The sequence below is a fragment of the Chitinophaga nivalis genome (genome assembly GCF_025989125.1).
GTDB classification, from domain to species: Bacteria; Bacteroidota; Bacteroidia; order Chitinophagales; family Chitinophagaceae; genus Chitinophaga; species Chitinophaga nivalis.
Genome location: NZ_JAPDNR010000001.1, coordinates 1,389,625 through 1,411,405, shown reverse-complemented (window position 1 = coordinate 1,411,405; position 21,781 = coordinate 1,389,625). Strand labels below are relative to the sequence as shown.

The window sequence follows — 21,781 nt, the reverse complement described above, 5'->3', positions numbered from 1 at the left end:
AATAAAGCCGGCGGTCTGTTATTTTACATATAGCGTATCTGCTTGCTGTTCAAAACTATAATCATAAAGTGCAGATAAAGTGGCTTTTACTTCTTCCAGGCTACGGTTACTGAAGTTGGCATTGAGCTTACGTTTATGACTGATCTTATAATCCGGTATGATAGTTACACCATAATAGTCAGAGAGGGCGCTACACACTTCTCCGATAGGTGCATTTTCAAAGCGCAGTTCATGTGTGCGCCATGACAGTTGATTGTATCCCGTTCCGGCATCTTCATTGAGATCGCCGTTATCGCTATAAAAAACGCCTCCTTTGCCGGCGGCCAGGCGCAGGGCGGTAGTACCCCCTGTTTGCTGCAGGGATATACTCCCCGTGAGTACAAATACCTGTACTGCATGCGGGCTGTTTTTTACATTAAAGGAAGTCCCCAGCACCTTTATCTGTGCCGGCCCGCTGGTCAATATAAACGGATGACCAGGATCTGTGGCGATATCGAAAAAAGCTTCCCCCGACTGGAGCGTTACGGTTCTGTTATGCCCTTTAAAAGTGGCAGGATACCTGACAGTAGCATGTTTGTTCAGCACGATGCGGGAACCGTCTGACAACAACAGGGAATCGATGGTATTGCCGGTGGTTTTACTCAGCCAGGCAATGGCTACACTGGTTTTATACCAGTACCATCCCATTGCAGTGCTAATCAGAATAGCAGCAGCTGCAGCGGCTCTTTTCCACCACGGACTACGTGTTGGCATATATATAACAGGTAGGGGTCCATCCAGCTTTTCCAGAAACCTCCTGGTGGCTGCGGCGGCATCTGCCCCTTCAAAATAACGTGTTTCTGCTGCCTGCTCCCACAACAGCTTTACTTTTTCATACAGTTCATTGTTCCGTACATCCGCTTCCAGCCAACGTTGGAGCTGTGCCTTACGCACAGCATCCTCCGGCAGCTGCAGGCAGTTGAGAATAAATAGAAAATCGTCGGTTGGTTTCATCATTTTACGAATGGGCCTGTTTTACTGAGACAAATAAGAATATGGTTCCCCCCAAAGCCGGGGAAAAAAAATTTTTACACGGCTATCCCATTTCGGATAACGTGCAATCAATAAAGCGTTTTAATGTTTTTGCTGGCCTAAATAGCGAACAGCCACCACAACAATTGCATACGACTGATAGCAGAAACCGGCCGTTCCGGATCATCCAGCAAGGCTGCTTTCAATTGCTTCAGCGCAATCGTCATTTGATTTTCGACTGTCTTAACCGATAAATTCAGTTGGTGAGCTATTTCATTGTTCTTTAACCCTTCGAACCGACTTAGTTTAAATATTTGCTGACATTTTTCAGGTAACCGGGAAACCGCCTGGTGGATGCGTTCCCGTAATTCCTGTTCTTCAATAAAGGTACATAAATAACTTTCTTCCTGCAGGTGCTGAATAGCAGAATGATGTTTTCTTAACAAACGGTTACGTTGCAAATGGTTGATGGCACGGTTGATAACAGCGCGATACAGGTAACTTTTCAACGCTGTGGCATGTTCCAATGTCCACTCTTTCTCCCACAGGTGCAGAAAAACATCCTGCACTATTTCTTCTGCCTGCACTTTGTCGCTTACGTATTTATGCGCCGTAGCAAACAAAACAGGGTAAAAGTGCTCGTATACGATGGCAAACACACCCCGGTCCCTGACCTGCAGGCCTTTTAAAATTTCATCACTGTACAAACCGTTAATCATAAAAATCTGTGCTCAGACGGCCATATTAAGGTTGACATTTCGGCTAAGATAGCCTATTACAGTGCGAAAAGAAAATTTCAGCAGAAAAATGAAGGAGAGCCGCCGTCAAAAAGATGAAAAAATGCAAATACTTTTTATAAATTTAAAGGTTTAATGTAAGTGTTTATTTTTACACCAATCTCCACGTTTATGGGACAGGCGATTCAGCCGCAGCAATTATTGACAGCCAGTAATATGGCTATGCCGGTAATATCCGGTTGTTGCGGTATCCGCGGCCACGGCATCGATTCCAACAGGCTGCCCGGCACCTTCCGGAGTATGGTCACTACACTTGCTGCATTTTCCTTTACCTACATCATCACAACACAGGTACCAATTGTTTAACTAAACGATCCTTGAAAATATGACACGGAAACTAAGAATGGGAATGATCGGAGGCGGTAAGGATGCCTTCATAGGCGCTATCCACCGGATAGCTGCCAACATGGACGGACTGATTGAACTGGTGGCAGGCGCCCTGAGCGTACACCCCGACGTGGCTATCGCTTCAGGGCAAATGCTGTTCCTGGATCCCGCCCGTACGTATACCGACTTCAAAACCATGCTGGAAAAAGAAGCCGCCATGCCGGCAGATCAACGCCTGGATTTCGTTACCATCGTAACACCCAACTTCGCTCACTTCGAACCCGCTATGATGGCGCTGGACCGGGGCTTTAACGTGGTAATAGAAAAACCTATTACATTTTCCCTGGACGAAGCCAAACAATTGGAAAAGAAAGTGGCCGATACCGGGCTTACCCTGTTACTCACCCATACCTACACCGGGTACCCGATGGTGAAACAGGCCCGCCAGATGGTAGCTGCCGGCGCTTTAGGCAAGATCCGCAAAGTATGGGTGGAATATCCACAGGGTTGGCTCAGCAAACTCAGTGAAAAAGAAGGCAATGCCCAGGCAGCCTGGAGAACAGATCCGACCAAATCCGGCAAAAGCGGTTGCATGGGCGATATTGGTACCCACGCCGCCAACCTGGCCGAATATATCAGCGGCGCCCGCATTGAAAAACTATGCGCAGACCTCAACGTAGTAGTACCCGGCCGCGCCCTCGACGACGACGGCGCCGTACTGCTCCGCTTCGATAATGGCGCCAGCGGTGTGCTCATCGCCTCACAGGTAGCGGCAGGAGAGGAAAATGCCCTGAAAATAAGGGTATACGGAGAAAAAGGCGGACTGGAATGGGCCCAACAGGAACCAAACACCTTGCTGGTAAAATGGCTGGATAAACCTACCGAAATCTATCGGGCAGGCGCCGGCTACAGCTTCCAGTCGTCCTACATGACACATAACACCCGTACCCCCGGCGGTCACCCGGAAGGATACCTGGAAGCCTTCGGTAACCTGTACCGCAACTTCGCACAAACCCTGTCTGCCAGAATAGATGGCGTGACGCCCTCACCGGAGTCACTGGACTTCCCCGGGGCTACCGATGGCGTACGTGGTATGGCATTTATTGATAACGTGGTAAGATCTTCACAAAGTGATACCAAATGGACCACTTTCGAGATCTGATTTACTTTATAACAAGCACGACTATATGAAAACGATCAAAGGACCTGGTATATTCCTCGCGCAGTTTATGGGAGACGCGGCTCCCTTCAACAGCCTGAAAACAATCTGTGAATGGGCGGCATCTATTGGTTTTAAAGGAGTACAGATCCCTTCCTGGGACGCCCGCCTGATAGACCTGCAAAAGGCTGCTGAAAGCAAAACCTATGCAGAGGAGATCAAAGGCATTGTACAGGAAGCCGGACTGGAAATCACAGAACTGAGCACCCACCTGCAGGGACAGCTGGTAGCTGTGAATCCGGCGTTTACGGAAATGTTCGACGGTTTTGCACCGGCACAATACCACGGCAATATACAGGCGCGTACCGCCTGGGCTACGGACCAGCTGAAATATGCAGCTAAAGCCAGCCGCCATATGGGCTTAACCGCGCATGCCACTTTCAGCGGCGCATTATTATGGGCGCCTGCCATGTACCCATGGCCACAACGGCCTGCCGGACTGGTGGAAGCCGGGTTTGCAGAACTGGCCAAACGCTGGCTACCCATCCTGCAGGAATTTGATGCCAACGGCGTAGACCTGTGTTATGAAATACACCCGGGGGAAGATCTCCACGACGGCGCCAGTTATGAACGTTTCCTGGAAGCCACCGGCAACCATAACAGGGCTTGTCTGCTTTATGACCCCAGCCACCTGGTACTGCAATGTCTCGACTATCTCCAGTACATCGATATCTATCATGAAAGGATCAAAGCCTTTCATGTGAAAGACGCAGAATTCAATCCTACCGGACGTTCCGGCGTATATGGCGGGTTCCAGTCGTGGATCGACCGGCCAGGCAGGTTCCGCTCCCTCGGCGACGGACAGGTAGACTTTAAATCCATATTCAGTAAACTGACCCAATACGATTTTTCCGGATGGGCCGTTATGGAGTGGGAATGCTGTATGAAACATCCGGAAGATGGCGCCAGAGAAGGTGCCCCTTTCATCAAAGACCACATCATCCGGGTAACGGAAAAAGCATTTGATGATTTTGCCGGCGCTGCTACCGATGAATCTTTCAACAAAAGAATATTAGGTATTTAAAACAAACAGGAAGACTTATTTTTGACTACTGCTAATTTCACGGAAACAAGTACGATCATCTAATTATTTTATAAATAAATCATCAAATTATGAGAAAGAGATATCTGGCGTCTTTGGTATTATGCACCGCATTATTTGCAGCATGCGGCGGAGAAAAAAAACAGGATCAACAGGCCGGCGATAACAGTCATGAAAACGCAACAGATAATTCCATGGTATCTCCGAATGCAGGAAAGCCTGCCAGCAAGGGAGAAACACTGATGGCGCAAAGCGATTGCAAAACCTGCCACAAAGAAGAAATGAAAGTAATCGGACCTTCTTTAAAAGATATTGCCGGTAAATATCCCAACACACCGGAAAACGTAGACAAACTGTCTGACAAAGTAATCAAAGGCGGTGCCGGTAACTGGGGCGATGTAGCCATGTTACCACATCCCAATATTTCAAAAGATGATGCGAAAGAAATGGTAAGTTATATTTTGTCGTTATCCGGCAAATAATAATGATTCTGTTATCACATAATCAATAATCATGAAAAGATTAACCATGGGTGCACTCCTGCTGAGTGCAGTCATCAGCACTTCCACGTTAAAAGCACAACAGGCCAATAAGCTGTCGGCCAAAGAAAGAAAAGCAGGATGGCAACTGTTATTCGATGGTAAAACCACCAAAGGCTGGCATACCTACCATCAGACTACTGCCAGCCCTGCATGGCACGCAACGGATGGTACCCTGGAACTGAACCAGGCCGCCAAAAAAGACGGCGCACCTGGTGGCGACCTCGTTACAGACGGTGAATATGAAAACTATGAACTGAGCATCGACTGGAAAATTTCTCCGGGCGGCAACAGCGGTATCATATTCAGCGTAAACGAGTCACCCGAATTCAAGGAAACCTACCTGACAGGTCCTGAAATGCAGGTATTGGACGACGACAAACACCGGGATGGCAAAATCATCAAACACAACGCCGGTGACCTGTACGATCTGAAAAAATCCGCACAGAAAGCCGTTAAACCGGTAGGAGAGTGGAACACCGCTACCATCACTAAAAAAGACGGACACCTGACCCTCCGCCTCAACGGTGTTACCACCGTAGAAACCACCATGGGCACACCGGAATGGGACGCCCTGGTAAACGATAGTAAATTCAAAACCTGGACAGGATTCGGCAAATATGCCAAAGGCCACATTGCCCTCCAGGACCACGGCGACCAGGTATGGTACCGGAATATCAAAATCAGACAACTTTAAAAGCGCATTGCCCTTTTATTGATTACGCATTGCCAGGTAGGTGTGAGCGGTTGCTATTTCCGTATAACTACCCGGTAATGCGTATTTTTTTGCGCACTCCTGCAAACGTTTTTCCATGATTAAAATAATCCTTGCCTTATTGCTGTCCGGCGTCCTGTACGCACAGGCAGCGCCTGTGCCACCCACCAAAAAAATACTGGTGTTTTCCAAGACCACCGGATTCCGGCACGATTGTATTCCCACCGCAAAGCAGGCCATCATGCAGCTGGGCGCGACCCATGGTTTTGCCGTGGATACCACCGAAGATGCCAGCGTTTTCACCACGGCCAACCTGCAGCAATACGCTGCCGTTATTTTCAGCTGCACCACCGGCGATGTACTCAACGATGCGCAACAAACTGCTTTCCAGGCATACATCCGGCAAGGTGGCGGCTTTGTGGGGATACATGCTGCCACCGATACCGAATATGACTGGCCCTGGTACAACCGGCTCGTAGGCGCCTGGTTTCTCAGTCATCCCCGGCAACAAACCGCTACACTGTTGGTGACAGATACGGCCCATCCTGCCACCCGGCATCTGCCGGCCAACTGGGTACGTAAAGATGAATGGTACAATTTCAAAGACCTGAATCCGGATGTCACTGTATTGATAAAAATTGATGAAAGCAGTTATGAGGGTGGCCAAAACGGTGACTATCACCCGATGTGCTGGTACCATGCGTTTGAAGGCGGGCGCGCCTTTTACACAGCAATGGGCCACACCATTGCGTCCTACCAGGATCCGCTTTATCTGCAACATTTACTCGGTGGTATTCAGTATGCAATTGGTAACTGGCACCCCAAAAAGACATCCTTACCATGAAACAGCTTGTTAAAATCATCCTGCCACTCATCATGGCCTGCAGCTTCGCCTGCAAAAAAACACCACCCGCCACATCGCGCGTACTGGTGTTTACCAAAACGATGGCTTACCGCCACAACGCCATACCCGCGGGTATCAGCGCCTTACAGCAACTGGGCCGGAAAAACGGATTTGACGTAGACACCACCGAAAATGCCGCCAGCTTTACGTCCAACAACCTGCAGCGATACGATGCCGTTATTTTCCTGAACACCACCGGCGATGTACTTAATAAAGAACAGGAAGCCGCATTTGAGCGGTATATCCAGTCCGGCGGCGGATATGTGGGGGTGCATGCTGCCACAGATACGGAGTATGAGTGGGGCTGGTACAACCACCTGGCCGGCGCTTATTTCCAAAGCCATCCGGATGGTGTACACGAAGCCGTACTAACGGTAACGGATACTGCTTTTCCGGCAACGGCTCGCCTTCCGCGTACCTGGAAGCATACAGACGAATGGTATAATTTCAAACAACTGGACACCTCCGTACATGTATTGTTGAAAGTGGATGAACACTCTTATGAAGGGGGCACGATGAACAACAATCACCCTGTCAGCTGGTACCACGACTATGATGGCGGCCGTGCCTTCTATACCGCACTGGGACACACCAAAGAATGCTATACAGATGATGTATTTCTGCAACACCTCCTGGGCGGTATCCAGTATGCCATGGGTGCTACCAAAGTGCCGGCAGAAGACCGCTTCACCAAAACCATGCTGGTAGCCGGAGAATTCTTTGAACCTACCGAAATGACGATACTGCCCAATCTCGATATCCTGGTAGCCCAGCGCCGGGGAGAATTGATGTTGTATAATCAGGCAACAAAAAAACTATCTCAGGCAGGTTTCCTGAAAGTGTATTACAAAACAGATATTCCGGATGTCAATGCAGAAGAAGGATTTATAGGACTGGCGGCGGATCCCGACTTCGCCAAAAATCACTATATCTATACCATGTATTCACCGGTAGATACCTCCGTGAACCGGCTATCCCGCTTTAAGTTCGAAAACAACCAGCTGGATATGTCTTCCGAAAAAGTGATCCTGGAATTCTACTCGCAGCGTTACATCTGTTGTCATACCGGCGGTTCTATTGCATTTGGCCCGGATAAACTGTTGTATGTTTCCACCGGCGACAATACCACCCCGTTTGATGAACCCGGACAAAAGTTTGGCAGTAAAGGTTTCGGTCCTACCGACGACCGCCCCGGCCACCAGCAATATGATGGCCGTCGCTCTTCTGCCAACACCAACGACCTCCGGGGAAAAATCCTGCGTATCAAAGTAGCCGAAGATGGCAGCTACACCGTGCCCGATGGCAACCTGTTTCCTAAAGGCACCAAAGATACCCGGCCCGAAATATTCGCCATGGGTACCCGCAACCCCTATCGTATTTCCATTGATCCCAAAAACGGATTTGTGTATTGGGGAGAAGTGGGGCCGGATGCCAATGAAGATGATCCCTCCCGCGGTCCGCGTGGGTATGATGAAATCAATCAGGCGAAGAAACCCGGCAACTATGGGTATCCGTTGTTTATTGCCAACAATCAACCCTATCATGCCTATAATTATGAAACCGGTGAAAGCGGCCCTGCCTATGATCCGCTGAAACCTGTGAATAATTCCCGCAACAATACCGGCCTGCAACTACTGCCGCCAGCTGTACCAGCCATGATCTGGTATCCTTACGGTCCTTCTGCGGAATTTCCGATCACCGGCAGCGGTGGCCGCAATGCAGAAGCGGGGCCGGTTTATTACAGCGATTTGTATCCGGAGGCTACCCGCCTGCCCGACTACTACAACGGGAAACTCTTTATCTATGACTGGATACGTGGCTGGATGATGGCCGTTACACTGGACAAAGACGCCAACTTCGCTAAAATAGAACGCTTCCTCCCCCACACCAAACTGAATGCACCCATTGATATGGAGATGGGGCCTGATGGGCGTTTATACGTGCTCGAATACGGCAACGGATGGTTCAGCAAAAATGCGGATGCAGGGTTGGCCCGCATTGATTACAACGGCGGCAACCTGGCGCCGGTAGCACGGATACAGGCCAGTCAGCTGACGGGCGCACTGCCCTTTACCGTGAAGCTTACGGCCAATGGTTCTATGGATCCGGAAGGAGATGCGCTCACTTATCTCTGGTATTTTGGTAATGGTAATAAAAAAGAAACCCATACCCCTGATGTGGAATACACCTATACTACAGCAGGCGAATATGCGGTAGCTGTAGAGGTGATAGATGCCCACCAGGCTAAAACCCGCAGCCAGCCAATTGATTTATATGCGGGCAATGAAACGCCACGGGTACAGATTAATATTACCGGCAACCGGCAGTTTTATTTTCCGGGTAAACCTGTGGCCTATAACATTACAGTAGACGACAAAGAAGACAACAGCCATGGCATCGATGCCGCCAATGTATGGGTGAAGGCAGACTACCTGCAGGGGCACGACAAAGCCGGTTCCACGCAGGGACATCAGGTGATTACCGGCGCCATTGCCGGCAAAAATATCATGGAAGTATCTGACTGTAAAACCTGTCATAAAACAGATGAAAAATCTATCGGTCCCAGCTTCAGACAGGTAGCGCAGAAATACCGGAAAGATCCGGCTGCACCAGACATGCTGGCGAAGAAGATTATCAACGGTGGTGGAGGCGTATGGGGAGAAACCGCTATGGCTGCACATCCTGGCATTTCTTTGGGAGAAGCCCGGCAGCTGGTGGAATACATCTATTCGCTGGATGACAAAGCGCCCAAAATGGCTTCCCTGCCCATGAAAGGCAGCCTGCAACCCGGTATGGGACAACCGCTGAAAGATAATGGTGTACTGTATCTGACAGCCAGCTATACCGACCGCGGTGCCCCTGGCATCAAACCGATCACCGGTACCGCAGCGGTGGAATTATACAGCCCCGTACTGACCGCAGCAGATTACAGCAAAGCAGACGGCGTAAACATATTTGCCGTAGGCGCTATGCGGTTCCTCGTTCCCGCAGCGCCACAAGGTTCCGCCACTTTTAATAACCTGGATCTTACCGGTGTGAATGGAATAGAGCTGACCTATATGGTACAGGCGCCGCAGCAATACGGATATGTAATGGAAATATGGATGGATGGAGAAAAGGGAACCCGCCTGGGAGAAATAACGATCGGGCCGGGAGCTGCACCCAAAGTACCTAATAAAGCAGCCATTCACTTTACGCCGCCAGCTGCTGGCGGCCAACATGCCCTGTATATCCGGTTCAGGACGACCACTCCTGGCCAGCAGGCACAATTAGGTATCCTGTCATTGAACTTGAAACAATCATAATAGGAGGGAGGGCGTTTTGTAAAAAAGATAGGCGTAGCCGTTATATTTTTACAAAACGCCCTTTATGAATGATTTACTGCTTTAAAGGTTTTGCTCCCATAAAGAAGGTAAGTTCCCCACCACGCATCATATCCGCATGCGTGATAAATGGTTCCCGTAAAGGTTGTCCATTGAGCAATACCCGTTGCACATACACATTTTTGTCGCCCTGATTTTTCACCTTTATCACCAAAGACTTTCCATTCTCCAGCTGTAAGGTAGCTTTATCAATGGCCGGACTACCCAATGCATACTGATCTGAACCCGGGCACACCGGATAAAAGCCCAGTGTACTGAATATATACCATGCACTCATTTGTCCGCAGTCATCATTACCTCCCAATCCATCAGGGCCGGGATGATACATCTTTTTCAGGATCATACGCACCCGCTCCTGTGTTTTCCACGGATAGCCGGTATAGTTATACAGGTAAGCCACGTGGTGGGAAGGTTCGTTTCCATGTACATAGTTACCGATAATACCATCGCGGGTGATGTCTTCTGTTTCCGCAAAATATTTATCCGGCAACTCCATGGTAAATAAGGAGTCCAGGTGGGCAGCAAATTGTTTTTTGCCGCCCATCATCGTTATCATCTCCGTCGGGTCATGCGGTACATACAAACTGTAGTTCCAGGCATTGCCTTCAATGAATCCCTGGTCATGTGTTTGCAGGGCATCGAAGCTGGCCTTAAAGGTGCCATCCGATAACCGGGGCCGCATAAAACCACTGCGGGCATCGAATACGTTGCGGTAATAACCAGCCCGTTTAATAAACTCCGTATAGATATCCGTGCGGCCAATCTTTTGGGCTATCTGTGCAATACACCAGTCATCATAGGCATACTCCAGGGTTTTGGAAACCGATGCCCCTATTTTATCTTCCGGTATATACCCCATATCCATATAATATCCCAGGCCGTCATAGGCGCGATGACGAGCTGTGGCCACACATGCATCCAATGCGGCGTTTACATCAAAAGGAGCGTTTCCTTTGATGATAGCATCAGCAATTACCGATACACTGTGATACCCGATCATGCACCAGTTTTCATTGGCATGATGCGACCAGATGGGCAGCATATGCTGTACACTTTGGTTATAATGCTGCAACATCGACTGAATCATATCTGCATTACGCTGCGGTTGTATCACATTAAACAACGGATGCAGCGCACGATAGGTATCCCAGAGAGAGAAAGTACTGTAGTTCGTGTATCCGTTGGCGGTATGGTTATTCATATCCAGGCCACGATAGGCGCCATCCACATCCATATAGGTAGTAGGATTGATGAAAGCGTGGTACATAGCCGTATAGAAGTTTTCCTTCTCTTCTTTGCTGCGGGATTCAATCTGTATTTTACGTAGTTCTTTTGACCAAAGTTCCTGGCCGGCTGCTTTTACCGCATTAAAATCCCAGCCGGGAATTTCTGTACGCAGGTTACGCAGGGCACCTGCTGTACTAACAGAAGACAGCGCAAATTTGATCTGTATTTTTTCACCAGGAGCGGTATTAAAATCAAAATAGGTGCGGAGTTGTTTGCCTGCCATTTCCGGGAAGTTGCGCGTCTGGTCGAACTTCCGCCAGAAACCTTTGTATACATCCTGCGCATAGTTTTGCTGACCGTATGCCGTAAAAGGTTTGGAGAAAGTCATGGCAAAGTATACGATTCTCGTACGGCCCCAACCGTTAGTTTGCCGGAAGCCGGTCACCAGCGAATCATTTTCTACCCGTATAAAAGACCATACATTTTTGTTGTCATAGTTATATAATCCCGACATCATATCCAGGATGATGTGCGCCGGTTCATTGCCGGGAAAGGTATATTGGTGAAAACCCACACGATTGCTGGCGGTCAGTTCTGCCAGGATGTTGTGGTCGTCCAGTTTCACCTTATAGTAGGCGGGTTCCGCTACTTCCGTGCTATGAGAAAACGAAGAACGGTAACCGGTTTCCGGATGTGTGGCGGTACCCGGGTTCAGCTGCAGTTTACCGGTAGTGGGCATGATCAGAAAATCGCCCAGGTCGGAATGCCCGGTACCACTGAAGTGGGTATGACTGAATCCAACGATGGTTTTGTCTTCATACTGGTATCCTGCACAGTATTTATATACATCCGGATTATATTTCCCGTTCATTTCATAGGGAATGGTATCTGTTTCCGGGCTGAGTTGTACCATACCAAAAGGTACGGTGGCGCCGGGATAGGTATGTCCCATCTTTTGTGTACCGGTAATGGGCTTTACATAAGAGAGCGGATTTTCCTGTGCCTGTAGCAACAGGGAAAGGCAAAGCAGTAAGGGTAACACCAGCTTTTTCATAAATAGTGGATTTATAACGGGTATTAAAAGCAAAAGGATTTACAGAACTGATGGGGGTTGCCTTTAGATATTTGTTATAATATGCCCCCACCCATCCTGTAAATCCTTTATGTTATCAACAACACTTGTTTTCAAATGAATTGATACACCCCGAAGAGTCGGGATGAATTGATCATAGTGAACAATGAAATCGTTTAAAAGATCAAAAAATTATTTTGCTGCCGGAGAATACGAATAAGGATAAGCCGCAGGCTGTGTACCTTTTGTCTGCTCAGGTGTTGCTCCCATGCGGAATATCAGGTTACCGCCCTGTTGCAGATCCTGGTGGCTGATCCAGTTTTTCGTATAGTCCTTGCCGTTTAAAGTAGTTTGTTGTACATACAGGTTCTTGTCGCTGTTGCCAGGCGCTGCAATCACCATTTTTTTACCGTCTTCCAGTGTCATGGTCAGTTTGGAAAACAGCGGCGCTCCCATCACATACTGATTGGTGCCGGGGCATACCGGATAGAAGCCCATGGCAGAAAACACGTACCAGGCAGAGGTCTGGCCATTGTCTTCGTCACCGCAGTAACCATCAGGTGTAGCCTTATACAAACGATCCATTACCTGACGTACCCAGTATTGGGTTTTCCAGGGCTGGCCGGCATAGTTATATAAATAGATCATGTGCTGGATAGGCTGATTACCATGTGCATATTGTCCCATGTTCATGATCTGCATCTCCCGTATTTCATGAATCACAGTACCGTAGTAACTGGCATCAAATACCGGCGGCATGTTGAATACAGAATCCAGCATGCGGGTAAACATTTGTTTGCCTCCCATCAGGTTGGATAATCCTTGTATGTCATGGAATACAGACCAGGTGTAATGCCAGCTGTTACCTTCTGTAAAGGCATCTCCCCATTTAAAAGGATTAAAAGGCGTCTGGAATTTACCGTCTTTGTTTTTGCCCCGCATCAGTTTTGTTTCCGGATCAAAGAGATGACGGTAGTTCTGCGCACGTTGTTCAAAACGGCTGATTTCTGCTTTAGGTCTGTTCAGGGCCTTTGCCAGCTGATAGACGGTGAAATCATCGTAAGCATATTCCAGGGTACGGGCGGCATTTTCATTCACGTTTACATCATAGGGTACATAACCCAGGCTGTTGTAGTATTTAACGCCTAAGCGGCCTACAGAGCCCAATGGACCTTCGTTTTCTGTATTTTTCAAAATAGCTTCATACAGGGTATTGATATCATATCCACGGATTCCTTTCAGGTATGCATCTGCAATCAGGGAAGCGGAGTTGGAACCGATCATGCAGTCGCGGTGACCAGGACTGGCCCATTCCGGCAACCAGCCACTTTCTTTATAGGTATTGGCCAGGCCTTCCATGATATGTGCACTCAGGGTAGGGTACATCAGGGTAAAGAAAGGATGTACAGCACGGAAGGTATCCCAGAAACCATTGTCGGTAAACATATAGCCGGGCAGTACCTGTCCGTTGTAGGGACTGTAGTGTACTACTTCCTGTTTCGCATTCAGCTCATAGAATTTCCGGGGAAACAGCATCACGCGGTACAGGGAAGAGTAGAAGGTAGTTACCTGTTCTACGCTGCCACCTTCCACGGATAAGCGGCCCAGTTCTTTATTCCAGGCGGCTTTCGCTTTTTTGCAGGTCTCGTCAAAGGCATCCCTGCCTATTTCCTGCTGCAGGTTCAGTTCCGCCTGCTCAAAGCTGATAAAGGAAGACGCGGTGGTTACATTTATTTTTTCACCTTTGGCCGTTTTAAAACCTACGATAGCGCCGGCATGACCCGCCTGTTGTTCCAGCTGCCCTTTGGCCAGTACGGAGTCGTGCCAGGTATGGGCAACCGTGAATGGTTTATCAAAAGTGATGACAAAGTAGTTTTTGAAATTCGCCGGTACGCCGCCACTGTTTTTGGTAGTATAGCCGATGATCTTCTTTTGTTCCGGCAGTATTTTAATATAGGAGCCGTTATCAAAAGCATCTACGACGAGGAAGGCGCTATCCGTAGCCGGGTAGGTAAAGCGCAACTGCGCCGCTCTTTCAGTAGGGGTGATTTCCGTAGTTACGTTGGCATCTGCCAGGTATACGCTGTAGTAGTAGGGTTTAGCTACTTCTGATTTATGAGAAAACCAGCTGGCGCGCTGGTGTTGGTCAAATTTTGTTACGCTGGTTACCGGCATGATGGCAAACTGTCCGTAATCATTTATCCACGGAGAAGGCTGGTGGGTTTGTTTGAAGCCCCTGATTTTATCTGCCGTATATTGATAGGCCCAGCCATCGCCCATTACATTGGTTTGCGGCATCCACGCATTCATTCCCCAGGGCAGTGCAATAGCAGGATAGGTGTTTCCGTTAGACAGGCTCACTTTCGAGTCGGTGCCCATCAGGGTATTTACCCATTCTACCGGATCAGTTACTTTATTAACTGTCTGGCTTTGTGCGCCATGTAAATAAAATAAGGCTGCTGCCAGCAATCCAATTTTCTTCATGATGTATAATTAAACAAATAATAAACCTGTCTCATTCCAGTTAAAAATCCCGGGACAGTATTGCCCCGGGCTACCAAAACGTGGAATTTTCAGAACTTAACAAAATCGATTTAGCATTGGTATCGAAAAAAAAGATTCTACGAATCCTTTTTTACTATTTCCATAGCTGATTCTAAAAGTATAACTATTTTCTCATCATTTGCAAGTATTGACCTGTTTTTTTAAAATTCGGGAGGGAGGTACCGGCCGGGATCAGGCAGATCCTCTTACGATGAACCTTCCGGGCAGTTCCACAGCGCATTGCCGGGCAGGCGGCTGATTTTTGTCCAGCTGGTGCATCAGCAGGTCGATGGCAGTACGGGCAATGCCTTCTATCGGTTGTTCTATCACAGAGATACCTGGTGGGTATAACCGGAAAATATCATGGTCATCAAAACAGATCACAGAAAGGTCTGCCGGCATCCGGATACCCAGGTTGGCAATCGCTTCCAGCCCCAGGATACCGAGGTAGTTGGTCGCAAAGAAAATCGCATCTATTTCAGGATTCTCTTCTATAAATAATTGCAGTTCTTTCAGGGATTCTTCGCGGGGTTTGTGATAATTAAGGCGGAAAACAAATTTTTTGCGGAGAGGAATATCATGATCTTTCAGGGCAGTTACATATCCGCGCATTCTTTCGTCGAGTTGTATCAGCTTCACATCTACCGTTACAAAGGCGATCTTGGTAATGCCTTTACTGATCAGGTGTTTCATCCCTTGCTGTACCCCGTCAAAATTATCGATCAGCACATAGGGTGTTTTAATGGAAGGAAAATAACTATCCATCAATACCACCGGTTTATGATGTTGTACCAGTTGCTGGATTTCCTTTTCCATTCCCGGCGCAGGCGTAATGAGGTATCCATCCACCATTTGCCGGCCCAGCATCCGTATCAGGTCTCCACCTTTCTGTGCATTATTTTCTGTGCTGCAGTACACCACATTGTATCCTTTGCGTTCTGCTTCCGTTTCGATGGTTTTTGCCAGGCTGGCGAAAAAGCTGCCGGAAATACTTTCTACAATGAGGCCCAATGTTTTGGATTGTCCGGTGCGCAGGTTCACTGCCATGCGGTGTGGTTCATAACCGGATTTCTCCACCACCTCCATGATTTTACTGGCTACCTCATCCCGTATACGCATTTGTTTGCCTTTGCCATTGAGTACAAACGAAACGGTGGAAGGAGCCACACCGGCCATTCTTGCAACATCTTTGAGTGTTAGTCTCTTCATTAATTTTGATTGGTTTGGTGCGTATCTTTTGCTGATTTGTTCCTGACAAGACAAATTCCCCGGAATACCTTCCAGCCGGATGGTTGCGAAAATTACAAAATAACCGTTAAATCATGCCAACAACTAATAAAATGGTTTATCTTACTGGGGGTTACCTGTAGTACAATAATAATATGCAGTAATGCACGTTAATGCTAATAAGCGGTCCACTATGCCAAACAGCAGCAGTTCCGTAAACACACACAACTGAATTTCATGAAGTATCTTTCCCAGCTTACAGACCCGGTTTATCAAAAACCGGAGAAATTGTCGTCGTTTGACCGTTTTCTATTAACACTCATCCGGGATGAACGCGACCTGCCGTTTTTGCATCTTACGCTGAAGATTACCTTCACGCTGTGGCCGCTGGCGATAATATTATATATACCAGGTCTGAACAACTGGCTGTGGTGGGCAGCTGCTATTGCCTATCACTTTTTTAACAACCTTGTTTTTAAAGGACCATTCGGTTTGATGTTACATTGTACCAGCCACCGCGTATTCTTCGAAAAAAAATACCAGTTCTGGAATCATTACCTGCCCTGGGCCATAGGCCCTTTGTTTGGTCAGACACCCGAAGGTTATTACTCCCATCATATCGGGATGCACCATCCGGAAAATAATATGCCGGAAGATGACAGCTCCACCATGATGTATCAGCGCGACTCTTTTTCCGGGTTCCTGCATTACCTGGGGAGCTTTATTGCATCGGGGGTGTATGACACCGCCTGTTATTTCCTCCGGAAAAAACGGAACCGGTTATGTATGCGTCTCGTCAGGGGAGAACTGATTTTCCTGGGCGCCTGTGTGGGACTCTCTTTTATTAACTTCCCGGCTACCTTCGCGGTATTTATATTGCCTTTTATTATCTCCCGTGTTATTATGATGGTGGGCAACTGGGCACAACATGCCTTTGTTTGTGCGGTAGAACCGGAGAACTCCTATAAAAACAGCATTACCTGTATCAATACCAAATACAACCACAAGTGCTGGAATGATGGTTATCATATCAGCCACCACGTAAAACCCAGTATGCACTGGACAGAACATCCTGTTTATTTCAAAAAAACACTGGATGAATATATTAGTAATGATGCCATCGTTTTTGACGGCATCCATTTTCTGCATGTATGGTTCTATTTAATGGGTAAACGTTATGACCTGCTGGCAAAACACTTTGTAAATATTGGCGACCGGTTCGAAACGGATGCCGAAATTATGAGCTTCCTGCAACAAAGAACCCGTCGCATTGTCACCATCCCGATGCCCACTGTGGCAGCTGCCTGACACCTATTTACACCTTTTTATATAACACTTCAATACCATTTATACCGCAATATGGACGCTCTAAACCGCGTCCATATTGCATTTCAGACCATCTCAAAGAAAGTTATATTATATTATCTTAATGAATATGCTTATTCATAACAATAAGTAACTAAATTTGCGCTCTAACTTTTTTTATTAAAGTAAAAAATATGCGTACTGTTACACTGAAAAGGGTTGTGATTACCGGCTTGGGAGCATTAACACCTATCGGGAATGATGTAAATACTTTTTGGAACAACCTGAAGTCAGGTGTGAGTGGCGCCGGCCCCATCACAAAATTTGACACCACAGAGTTTAAAACAAAATTCGCCTGTGAAGTCAAAGGTTTTGATGTGGAGAAATACATGGAAAAGAAAGAAGCCCGTAAAATGGATTGTTTTACGCAGTACGCTATGGCCGCTGCGCAGGAAGCAGTGCTGGATGCTGGTCTCGACAAAGAAGGTATAGATAAAACTAAAATAGGTGTAATCTGGGCTTCCGGTAACGGAGGTATGCTCACGTTCGAGGAACAGATAGTGGAATTTACGCAGGCTAATTTCGTCCCTAAATTCAACCCATTCTTTATTCCGAAACTGATTTGCGACATCGCTGCAGGCCAGATCGCCATGAAATACGGTTTCATGGGCATTAACTTCTGTACGGTTTCCGCCTGTGCTTCTTCTACCAGTGCATTGGTAGACGCCTTTAACTACATCCGCCTCGGTAAAGCTGCCGCTATCGTAACCGGTGGTTCCGAAGCGCCTGTTACCCGTGCAGGTATCGCAGGTTTCAATGCATTAAAAGCATTGTCTACCCGCAACGAAGATGCTACACATGCTTCCCGTCCGTTTGATATCGAAAGGGATGGTTTTGTAATGGGCGAAGGTGCTGGTGCACTCGTACTGGAAGAATATGAACACGCTATCGCCAGAGGTGCTACCATCTATGGTGAAATGATTGGCGGTGCCATGACCTGTGATGCCTACCACCTGACTGCTACCCATCCGGAAGGTATGGGCGCCAGACTGGGTATGGAACAGGCGTTGGAAGATGCCGGTATTACTACCACCGATGTAGACTACATCAACTCCCACACTACCTCTACACCAGTAGGTGATGTGAGCGAACTGAAAGCCATCGTATCTGCTTTCGGTGAACATGCAGAAAAGCTGAACATCAGTGCTACCAAATCCATGACCGGACACCTCCTCGGTGCTGCCGGCGCCATTGAAGCAATAGCCTGTATCAAAGCTACCCAGGAAGATATTATTCCTCCTACCATCAATACCAGTGTCCTCGGCGAAGGTATCCCAACTAACCTGAACCTCACCCTGGGCAAAGCACAGGAACGTACCGTAAATATTGCCATGAGTAATACTTTTGGTTTCGGCGGTCACAATGCTATTGTGGTATTTAAAAAATATAAAGCGTAGGCGCAAACGCCCTTACAGCATCATATTCACGGAAGCGAAGACAGAAGCGGATAACCCCGCTTTTATCTTCGCTTCCCCCGTTTTAAGTTACATGCTTTCGTAAATATCCCGTAGCTTAGTAGTTTAATATTATGGCAAAGAAAAAAGAGAATGTACCCGCAATTGCTGCTGCACCAGCTACAGCAGATGAACAAATAGCCGTATTCGGCGCACGGGAGCATAACCTGAAAAACCTGGATCTGCAGTTGCCCAAAAATAAGCTGGTAGTCATCACCGGTATCAGCGGCAGCGGTAAATCATCACTGGCTTTCGACACCATTTATGCTGAAGGACAACGTCGCTACATGGAAAGCTTTTCCGCCTATGCCCGGCAGTTTATCGGGGATATGGAAAGACCCGATGTAGATAAAATCACCGGTCTTTCACCCGTTATTTCCATAGAACAAAAAACTACCAATAAAAACCCCCGCTCTACGGTAGGCACCATCACGGAAATATATGATTTCCTCCGCCTCCTGTTTGCCAGAGCCGGCGTGGCTTATTCCTACAATACCAATAAGCGCATGACGCGCTTTTCGGAAGAAGAGATACTCACACATCTCTTTAAAAACTACCAGAAAAAGAAACTCGTTATACTCGCTCCCCTCGTACGCGGCCGTAAAGGTCACTACCGGGAACTGTTTGAACAGGTACGCAAACAAGGCTACCTGAAAGTGCGGGTGGATGGTGAAGTGCTCGACCTCAAAGAAAGAATGCAGGTAGATCGCTACAAAATCCACGACATCGAACTGGTGATAGACCGCATACAGGTACAGGAAGATGCCCGTACCCGTATCAGCCAAAGCGTACAGAAAGCCCTCACCATGGGCAAAGGACTCCTCTTTGTAATGGACCATGACTCCGGCAAAGTAAGTCAGTACAGCAAACAACTGATGTGTGAGGAAACCGGCCTTTCCTACGAAGAGCCCAGTCCCAACACCTTTTCCTTTAACTCCCCCTATGGCGCCTGCCCCCGTTGTAAAGGGCTCGGCACTATCTACCAGATCAATATGGAAGAAGTAATCCCTGATTACAACATCTCTATTAATGATGGCGGATTAAAACCACTGGGAGAAGCCAGAGATACCTTTACCTTTAAACAGGTACAGCAACTCGCAAAAAAATATAAATTCTCTTTAACAGCTCCCATTGCCAATATCCCGGAAAAAGCCATGAACGTATTACTGTTCGGCGACGAAAACGGGAAACTGGAAATGGATATGTCATTTGAAGAAAACAGCAATGGCCAGTATGCCACCGAATACGAAGGCGTGGTAAACATGGTACGTCGCTATTTCAATGATACCTCTTCCGATCACGTACGTACCTGGGCAGAAGGATTCATGCAACTCAGCACCTGCCCGGAATGTAACGGCGCCCGGCTGAAGAAGGAAAGTTTGTTTTTTAAGGTAGATGAAAAAAATATTTCCGAACTCGGCAACATGGACCTGGATAAACTGGCCGTGTGGTTCAGCAATATTGAAGACCGCCTGGAAAACAAACAAAAAACCATCGCCAAAGATATCTTAAAAGAAATACGGGAACGCCTGGGATTCCTCCTGAACGTAGGACTCAGCTACCTGACCCTCAACCGCCCTACCCGCTCACTGAGTGGGGGCGAATCACAACGTATCCGGCTGGCTACCCAGATCGGTTCCCAGCTGATGGGCATCACCTATATCCTGGATGAACCCAGCATCGGCTTACACCAGCGCGACAACATGCAGCTGATCGATGCCCTGCGCAACCTGCGGGAAATGGGCAATACCGTTATTGTAGTGGAACATGATAAAGATATCATGCTGCATGCCGATCATCTGGTAGATGTAGGCCCCGGTGCAGGTAAACACGGCGGACAAATCATTGCACAGGGTACACCCAAACAGATCCTCAAACTGGATACGCCTACCGCCGGTTACCTCAATGGTACCCGCGCGATGGACATCCCCGAGCAACGCCGCAAAGGCAATGGTAACTTCCTGGAGCTGAAAGGCGCTACCGGCAACAACCTGAAAAATGTGAACCTGAAACTGCCGCTGGGTACCTTTATTTGTATCACAGGCGTTTCCGGCAGTGGTAAATCTACCCTGATCAACGAAACCCTGTATCCGATTCTCTCCAAACATGCTTATGATTCCAAACTGGTACCGATGCCCTACAAAAGCATCAAAGGCCTGGAACATATTGATAAGGTAATTGAAATAGATCAGTCGCCGATCGGGCGTACGCCCCGGAGTAATCCGGCTACCTACTGCGGCTTTTTTACGGATATCCGTACGCTCTTTGCACAGGTACCGGAAGCCAAAATCAGGGGCTACAATGCAGGCCGTTTCTCCTTTAACGTGAAAACCGGCCGCTGTGATGTTTGTGAAGGCGGCGGCATGCGCGTCATTGAAATGAACTTCCTCCCGGATGTATATGTACACTGCGAAAAATGCAATGGCCGCCGGTACAACCGCGAAACACTGGAAATCCGCTATAAAGGAAAATCCATTTCCGATGTATTGGATATGACAGTAGATGAAGCCGTGGAATTCTTCCAGCCGGTGCCCTGGATCTACCGCAAGATAAAAACCCTGCAGGATGTTGGCCTCGGATATATTACTTTGGGTCAGTCTGCCGTTACTTTATCCGGTGGGGAAGCGCAACGGGTAAAACTGGCAACGGAATTATCCAAAAAAGATACGGGCAAAACCATCTATATACTGGATGAACCTACCACCGGGCTGCATTTTCAGGATATATTACTGCTCATGAATGTGCTCAATAAACTGGTAGACCGCGGTAATACCGTACTGGTGATAGAACATAACCTGGATGTCATCAAAATGGCCGATTTCATTGCAGACCTCGGACCGGAAGGCGGTGGCGGTGGTGGTACCATCTTATGTACCGGTACCCCTGAACAGGTGAGCACCTGCAAAGACAGTCATACCGCCCGATTCCTCAAAAAGGAACTGGGAATTTAATATA

General features: G+C 47.8%; 15 protein-coding genes. 10 read left to right on the top strand and 5 right to left on the bottom strand.

What is annotated here, in order from left to right; translation table 11 throughout:
- Positions 1 to 18 precede the first annotated feature (18 nt).
- Both OL444_RS05800 and OL444_RS05795 read right to left on the bottom strand, forming a co-directional pair.
- Complete coding sequence (locus OL444_RS05800; protein ID WP_264734173.1) at positions 19 to 996, bottom strand: FecR family protein; 978 nt, start codon at positions 994 to 996, stop codon at positions 19 to 21.
- A 134-nt stretch (positions 997 to 1,130) separates the two neighbouring features.
- A complete protein-coding gene (locus tag OL444_RS05795; RefSeq protein ID WP_264734174.1) occupies positions 1,131 to 1,730 on the bottom strand; it encodes an RNA polymerase sigma-70 factor in 600 nt (199 codons plus the stop codon).
- A 189-nt stretch (positions 1,731 to 1,919) separates the two neighbouring features.
- On the opposite strand from OL444_RS05795, the gene OL444_RS05790 reads away from it, so the two are divergent.
- From OL444_RS05790 to OL444_RS05760, 7 genes are all read left to right on the top strand, one after another.
- The gene (locus tag OL444_RS05790) at positions 1,920 to 2,114 is read left to right on the top strand and encodes a hypothetical protein (RefSeq protein WP_264734175.1); all 195 of its coding nucleotides are present in this window, start codon (positions 1,920 to 1,922) and stop codon (positions 2,112 to 2,114) included.
- Positions 2,115 to 2,133: 19 nt separating this feature from the next.
- A complete protein-coding gene (locus OL444_RS05785; protein ID WP_264734176.1) occupies positions 2,134 to 3,297 on the top strand; it encodes a Gfo/Idh/MocA family protein in 1,164 nt (387 codons plus the stop codon).
- Between the two features lie 25 nt (positions 3,298 to 3,322).
- Positions 3,323 to 4,378, top strand: a complete 1,056-nt coding sequence (locus OL444_RS05780) for a sugar phosphate isomerase/epimerase family protein (protein WP_264734177.1) — start codon at positions 3,323 to 3,325, stop codon at positions 4,376 to 4,378.
- 89 nt (positions 4,379 to 4,467) lie between these two features.
- Positions 4,468 to 4,878, top strand: coding sequence for a c-type cytochrome (locus tag OL444_RS05775; protein WP_264734178.1), 411 nt, complete (start codon positions 4,468 to 4,470; stop codon positions 4,876 to 4,878).
- A gap of 31 nt (positions 4,879 to 4,909) precedes the next feature.
- On the top strand, positions 4,910 to 5,632 hold the full coding sequence (locus OL444_RS05770) for a 3-keto-disaccharide hydrolase (RefSeq protein ID WP_264734179.1): 723 nt from the start codon (positions 4,910 to 4,912) through the stop codon (positions 5,630 to 5,632).
- Between the two features lie 115 nt (positions 5,633 to 5,747).
- The gene (locus OL444_RS05765) at positions 5,748 to 6,494 is read left to right on the top strand and encodes a ThuA domain-containing protein (protein WP_264734180.1); all 747 of its coding nucleotides are present in this window, start codon (positions 5,748 to 5,750) and stop codon (positions 6,492 to 6,494) included.
- Entirely contained in the window at positions 6,491 to 9,859 is a 3,369-nt protein-coding gene (locus tag OL444_RS05760) for a ThuA domain-containing protein (protein ID WP_264734181.1), read from the top strand. Before OL444_RS05765 ends, OL444_RS05760 begins: the two co-directional genes overlap by 4 nt.
- Positions 9,860 to 9,932: 73 nt before the next feature.
- Here OL444_RS05760 and OL444_RS05755 read toward each other — a convergent pair whose 3' ends face one another.
- From OL444_RS05755 to OL444_RS05745, 3 genes are all read right to left on the bottom strand, one after another.
- Entirely contained in the window at positions 9,933 to 12,218 is a 2,286-nt protein-coding gene (locus OL444_RS05755; protein ID WP_264734182.1) for a GH92 family glycosyl hydrolase, read from the bottom strand.
- Between the two features lie 210 nt (positions 12,219 to 12,428).
- The gene (locus tag OL444_RS05750; RefSeq protein WP_264734183.1) at positions 12,429 to 14,720 is read right to left on the bottom strand and encodes a GH92 family glycosyl hydrolase; all 2,292 of its coding nucleotides are present in this window, start codon (positions 14,718 to 14,720) and stop codon (positions 12,429 to 12,431) included.
- A 252-nt stretch (positions 14,721 to 14,972) separates the two neighbouring features.
- Positions 14,973 to 15,989: a LacI family DNA-binding transcriptional regulator gene (locus OL444_RS05745; protein ID WP_264734184.1), complete on the bottom strand. Its 1,017-nt coding sequence runs from the start codon at positions 15,987 to 15,989 to the stop codon at positions 14,973 to 14,975.
- 255 nt (positions 15,990 to 16,244) lie between these two features.
- Between OL444_RS05745 and OL444_RS05740 the strand changes: the two genes are divergently transcribed.
- The 3 genes from OL444_RS05740 (at position 16,245) to uvrA (ending at position 21,777) form a co-directional block, all read left to right on the top strand.
- Positions 16,245 to 17,315, top strand: a complete 1,071-nt coding sequence (locus OL444_RS05740; RefSeq protein WP_264734185.1) for a fatty acid desaturase family protein — start codon at positions 16,245 to 16,247, stop codon at positions 17,313 to 17,315.
- 191 nt (positions 17,316 to 17,506) lie between these two features.
- Positions 17,507 to 18,769, top strand: a complete 1,263-nt coding sequence (gene fabF / locus OL444_RS05735) for a beta-ketoacyl-ACP synthase II (protein ID WP_264734186.1) — start codon at positions 17,507 to 17,509, stop codon at positions 18,767 to 18,769.
- 131 nt (positions 18,770 to 18,900) lie between these two features.
- The gene (gene uvrA / locus OL444_RS05730) at positions 18,901 to 21,777 is read left to right on the top strand and encodes an excinuclease ABC subunit UvrA (RefSeq protein ID WP_264734187.1); all 2,877 of its coding nucleotides are present in this window, start codon (positions 18,901 to 18,903) and stop codon (positions 21,775 to 21,777) included.
- The last annotated feature ends 4 nt before the right edge of the window (positions 21,778 to 21,781 follow it).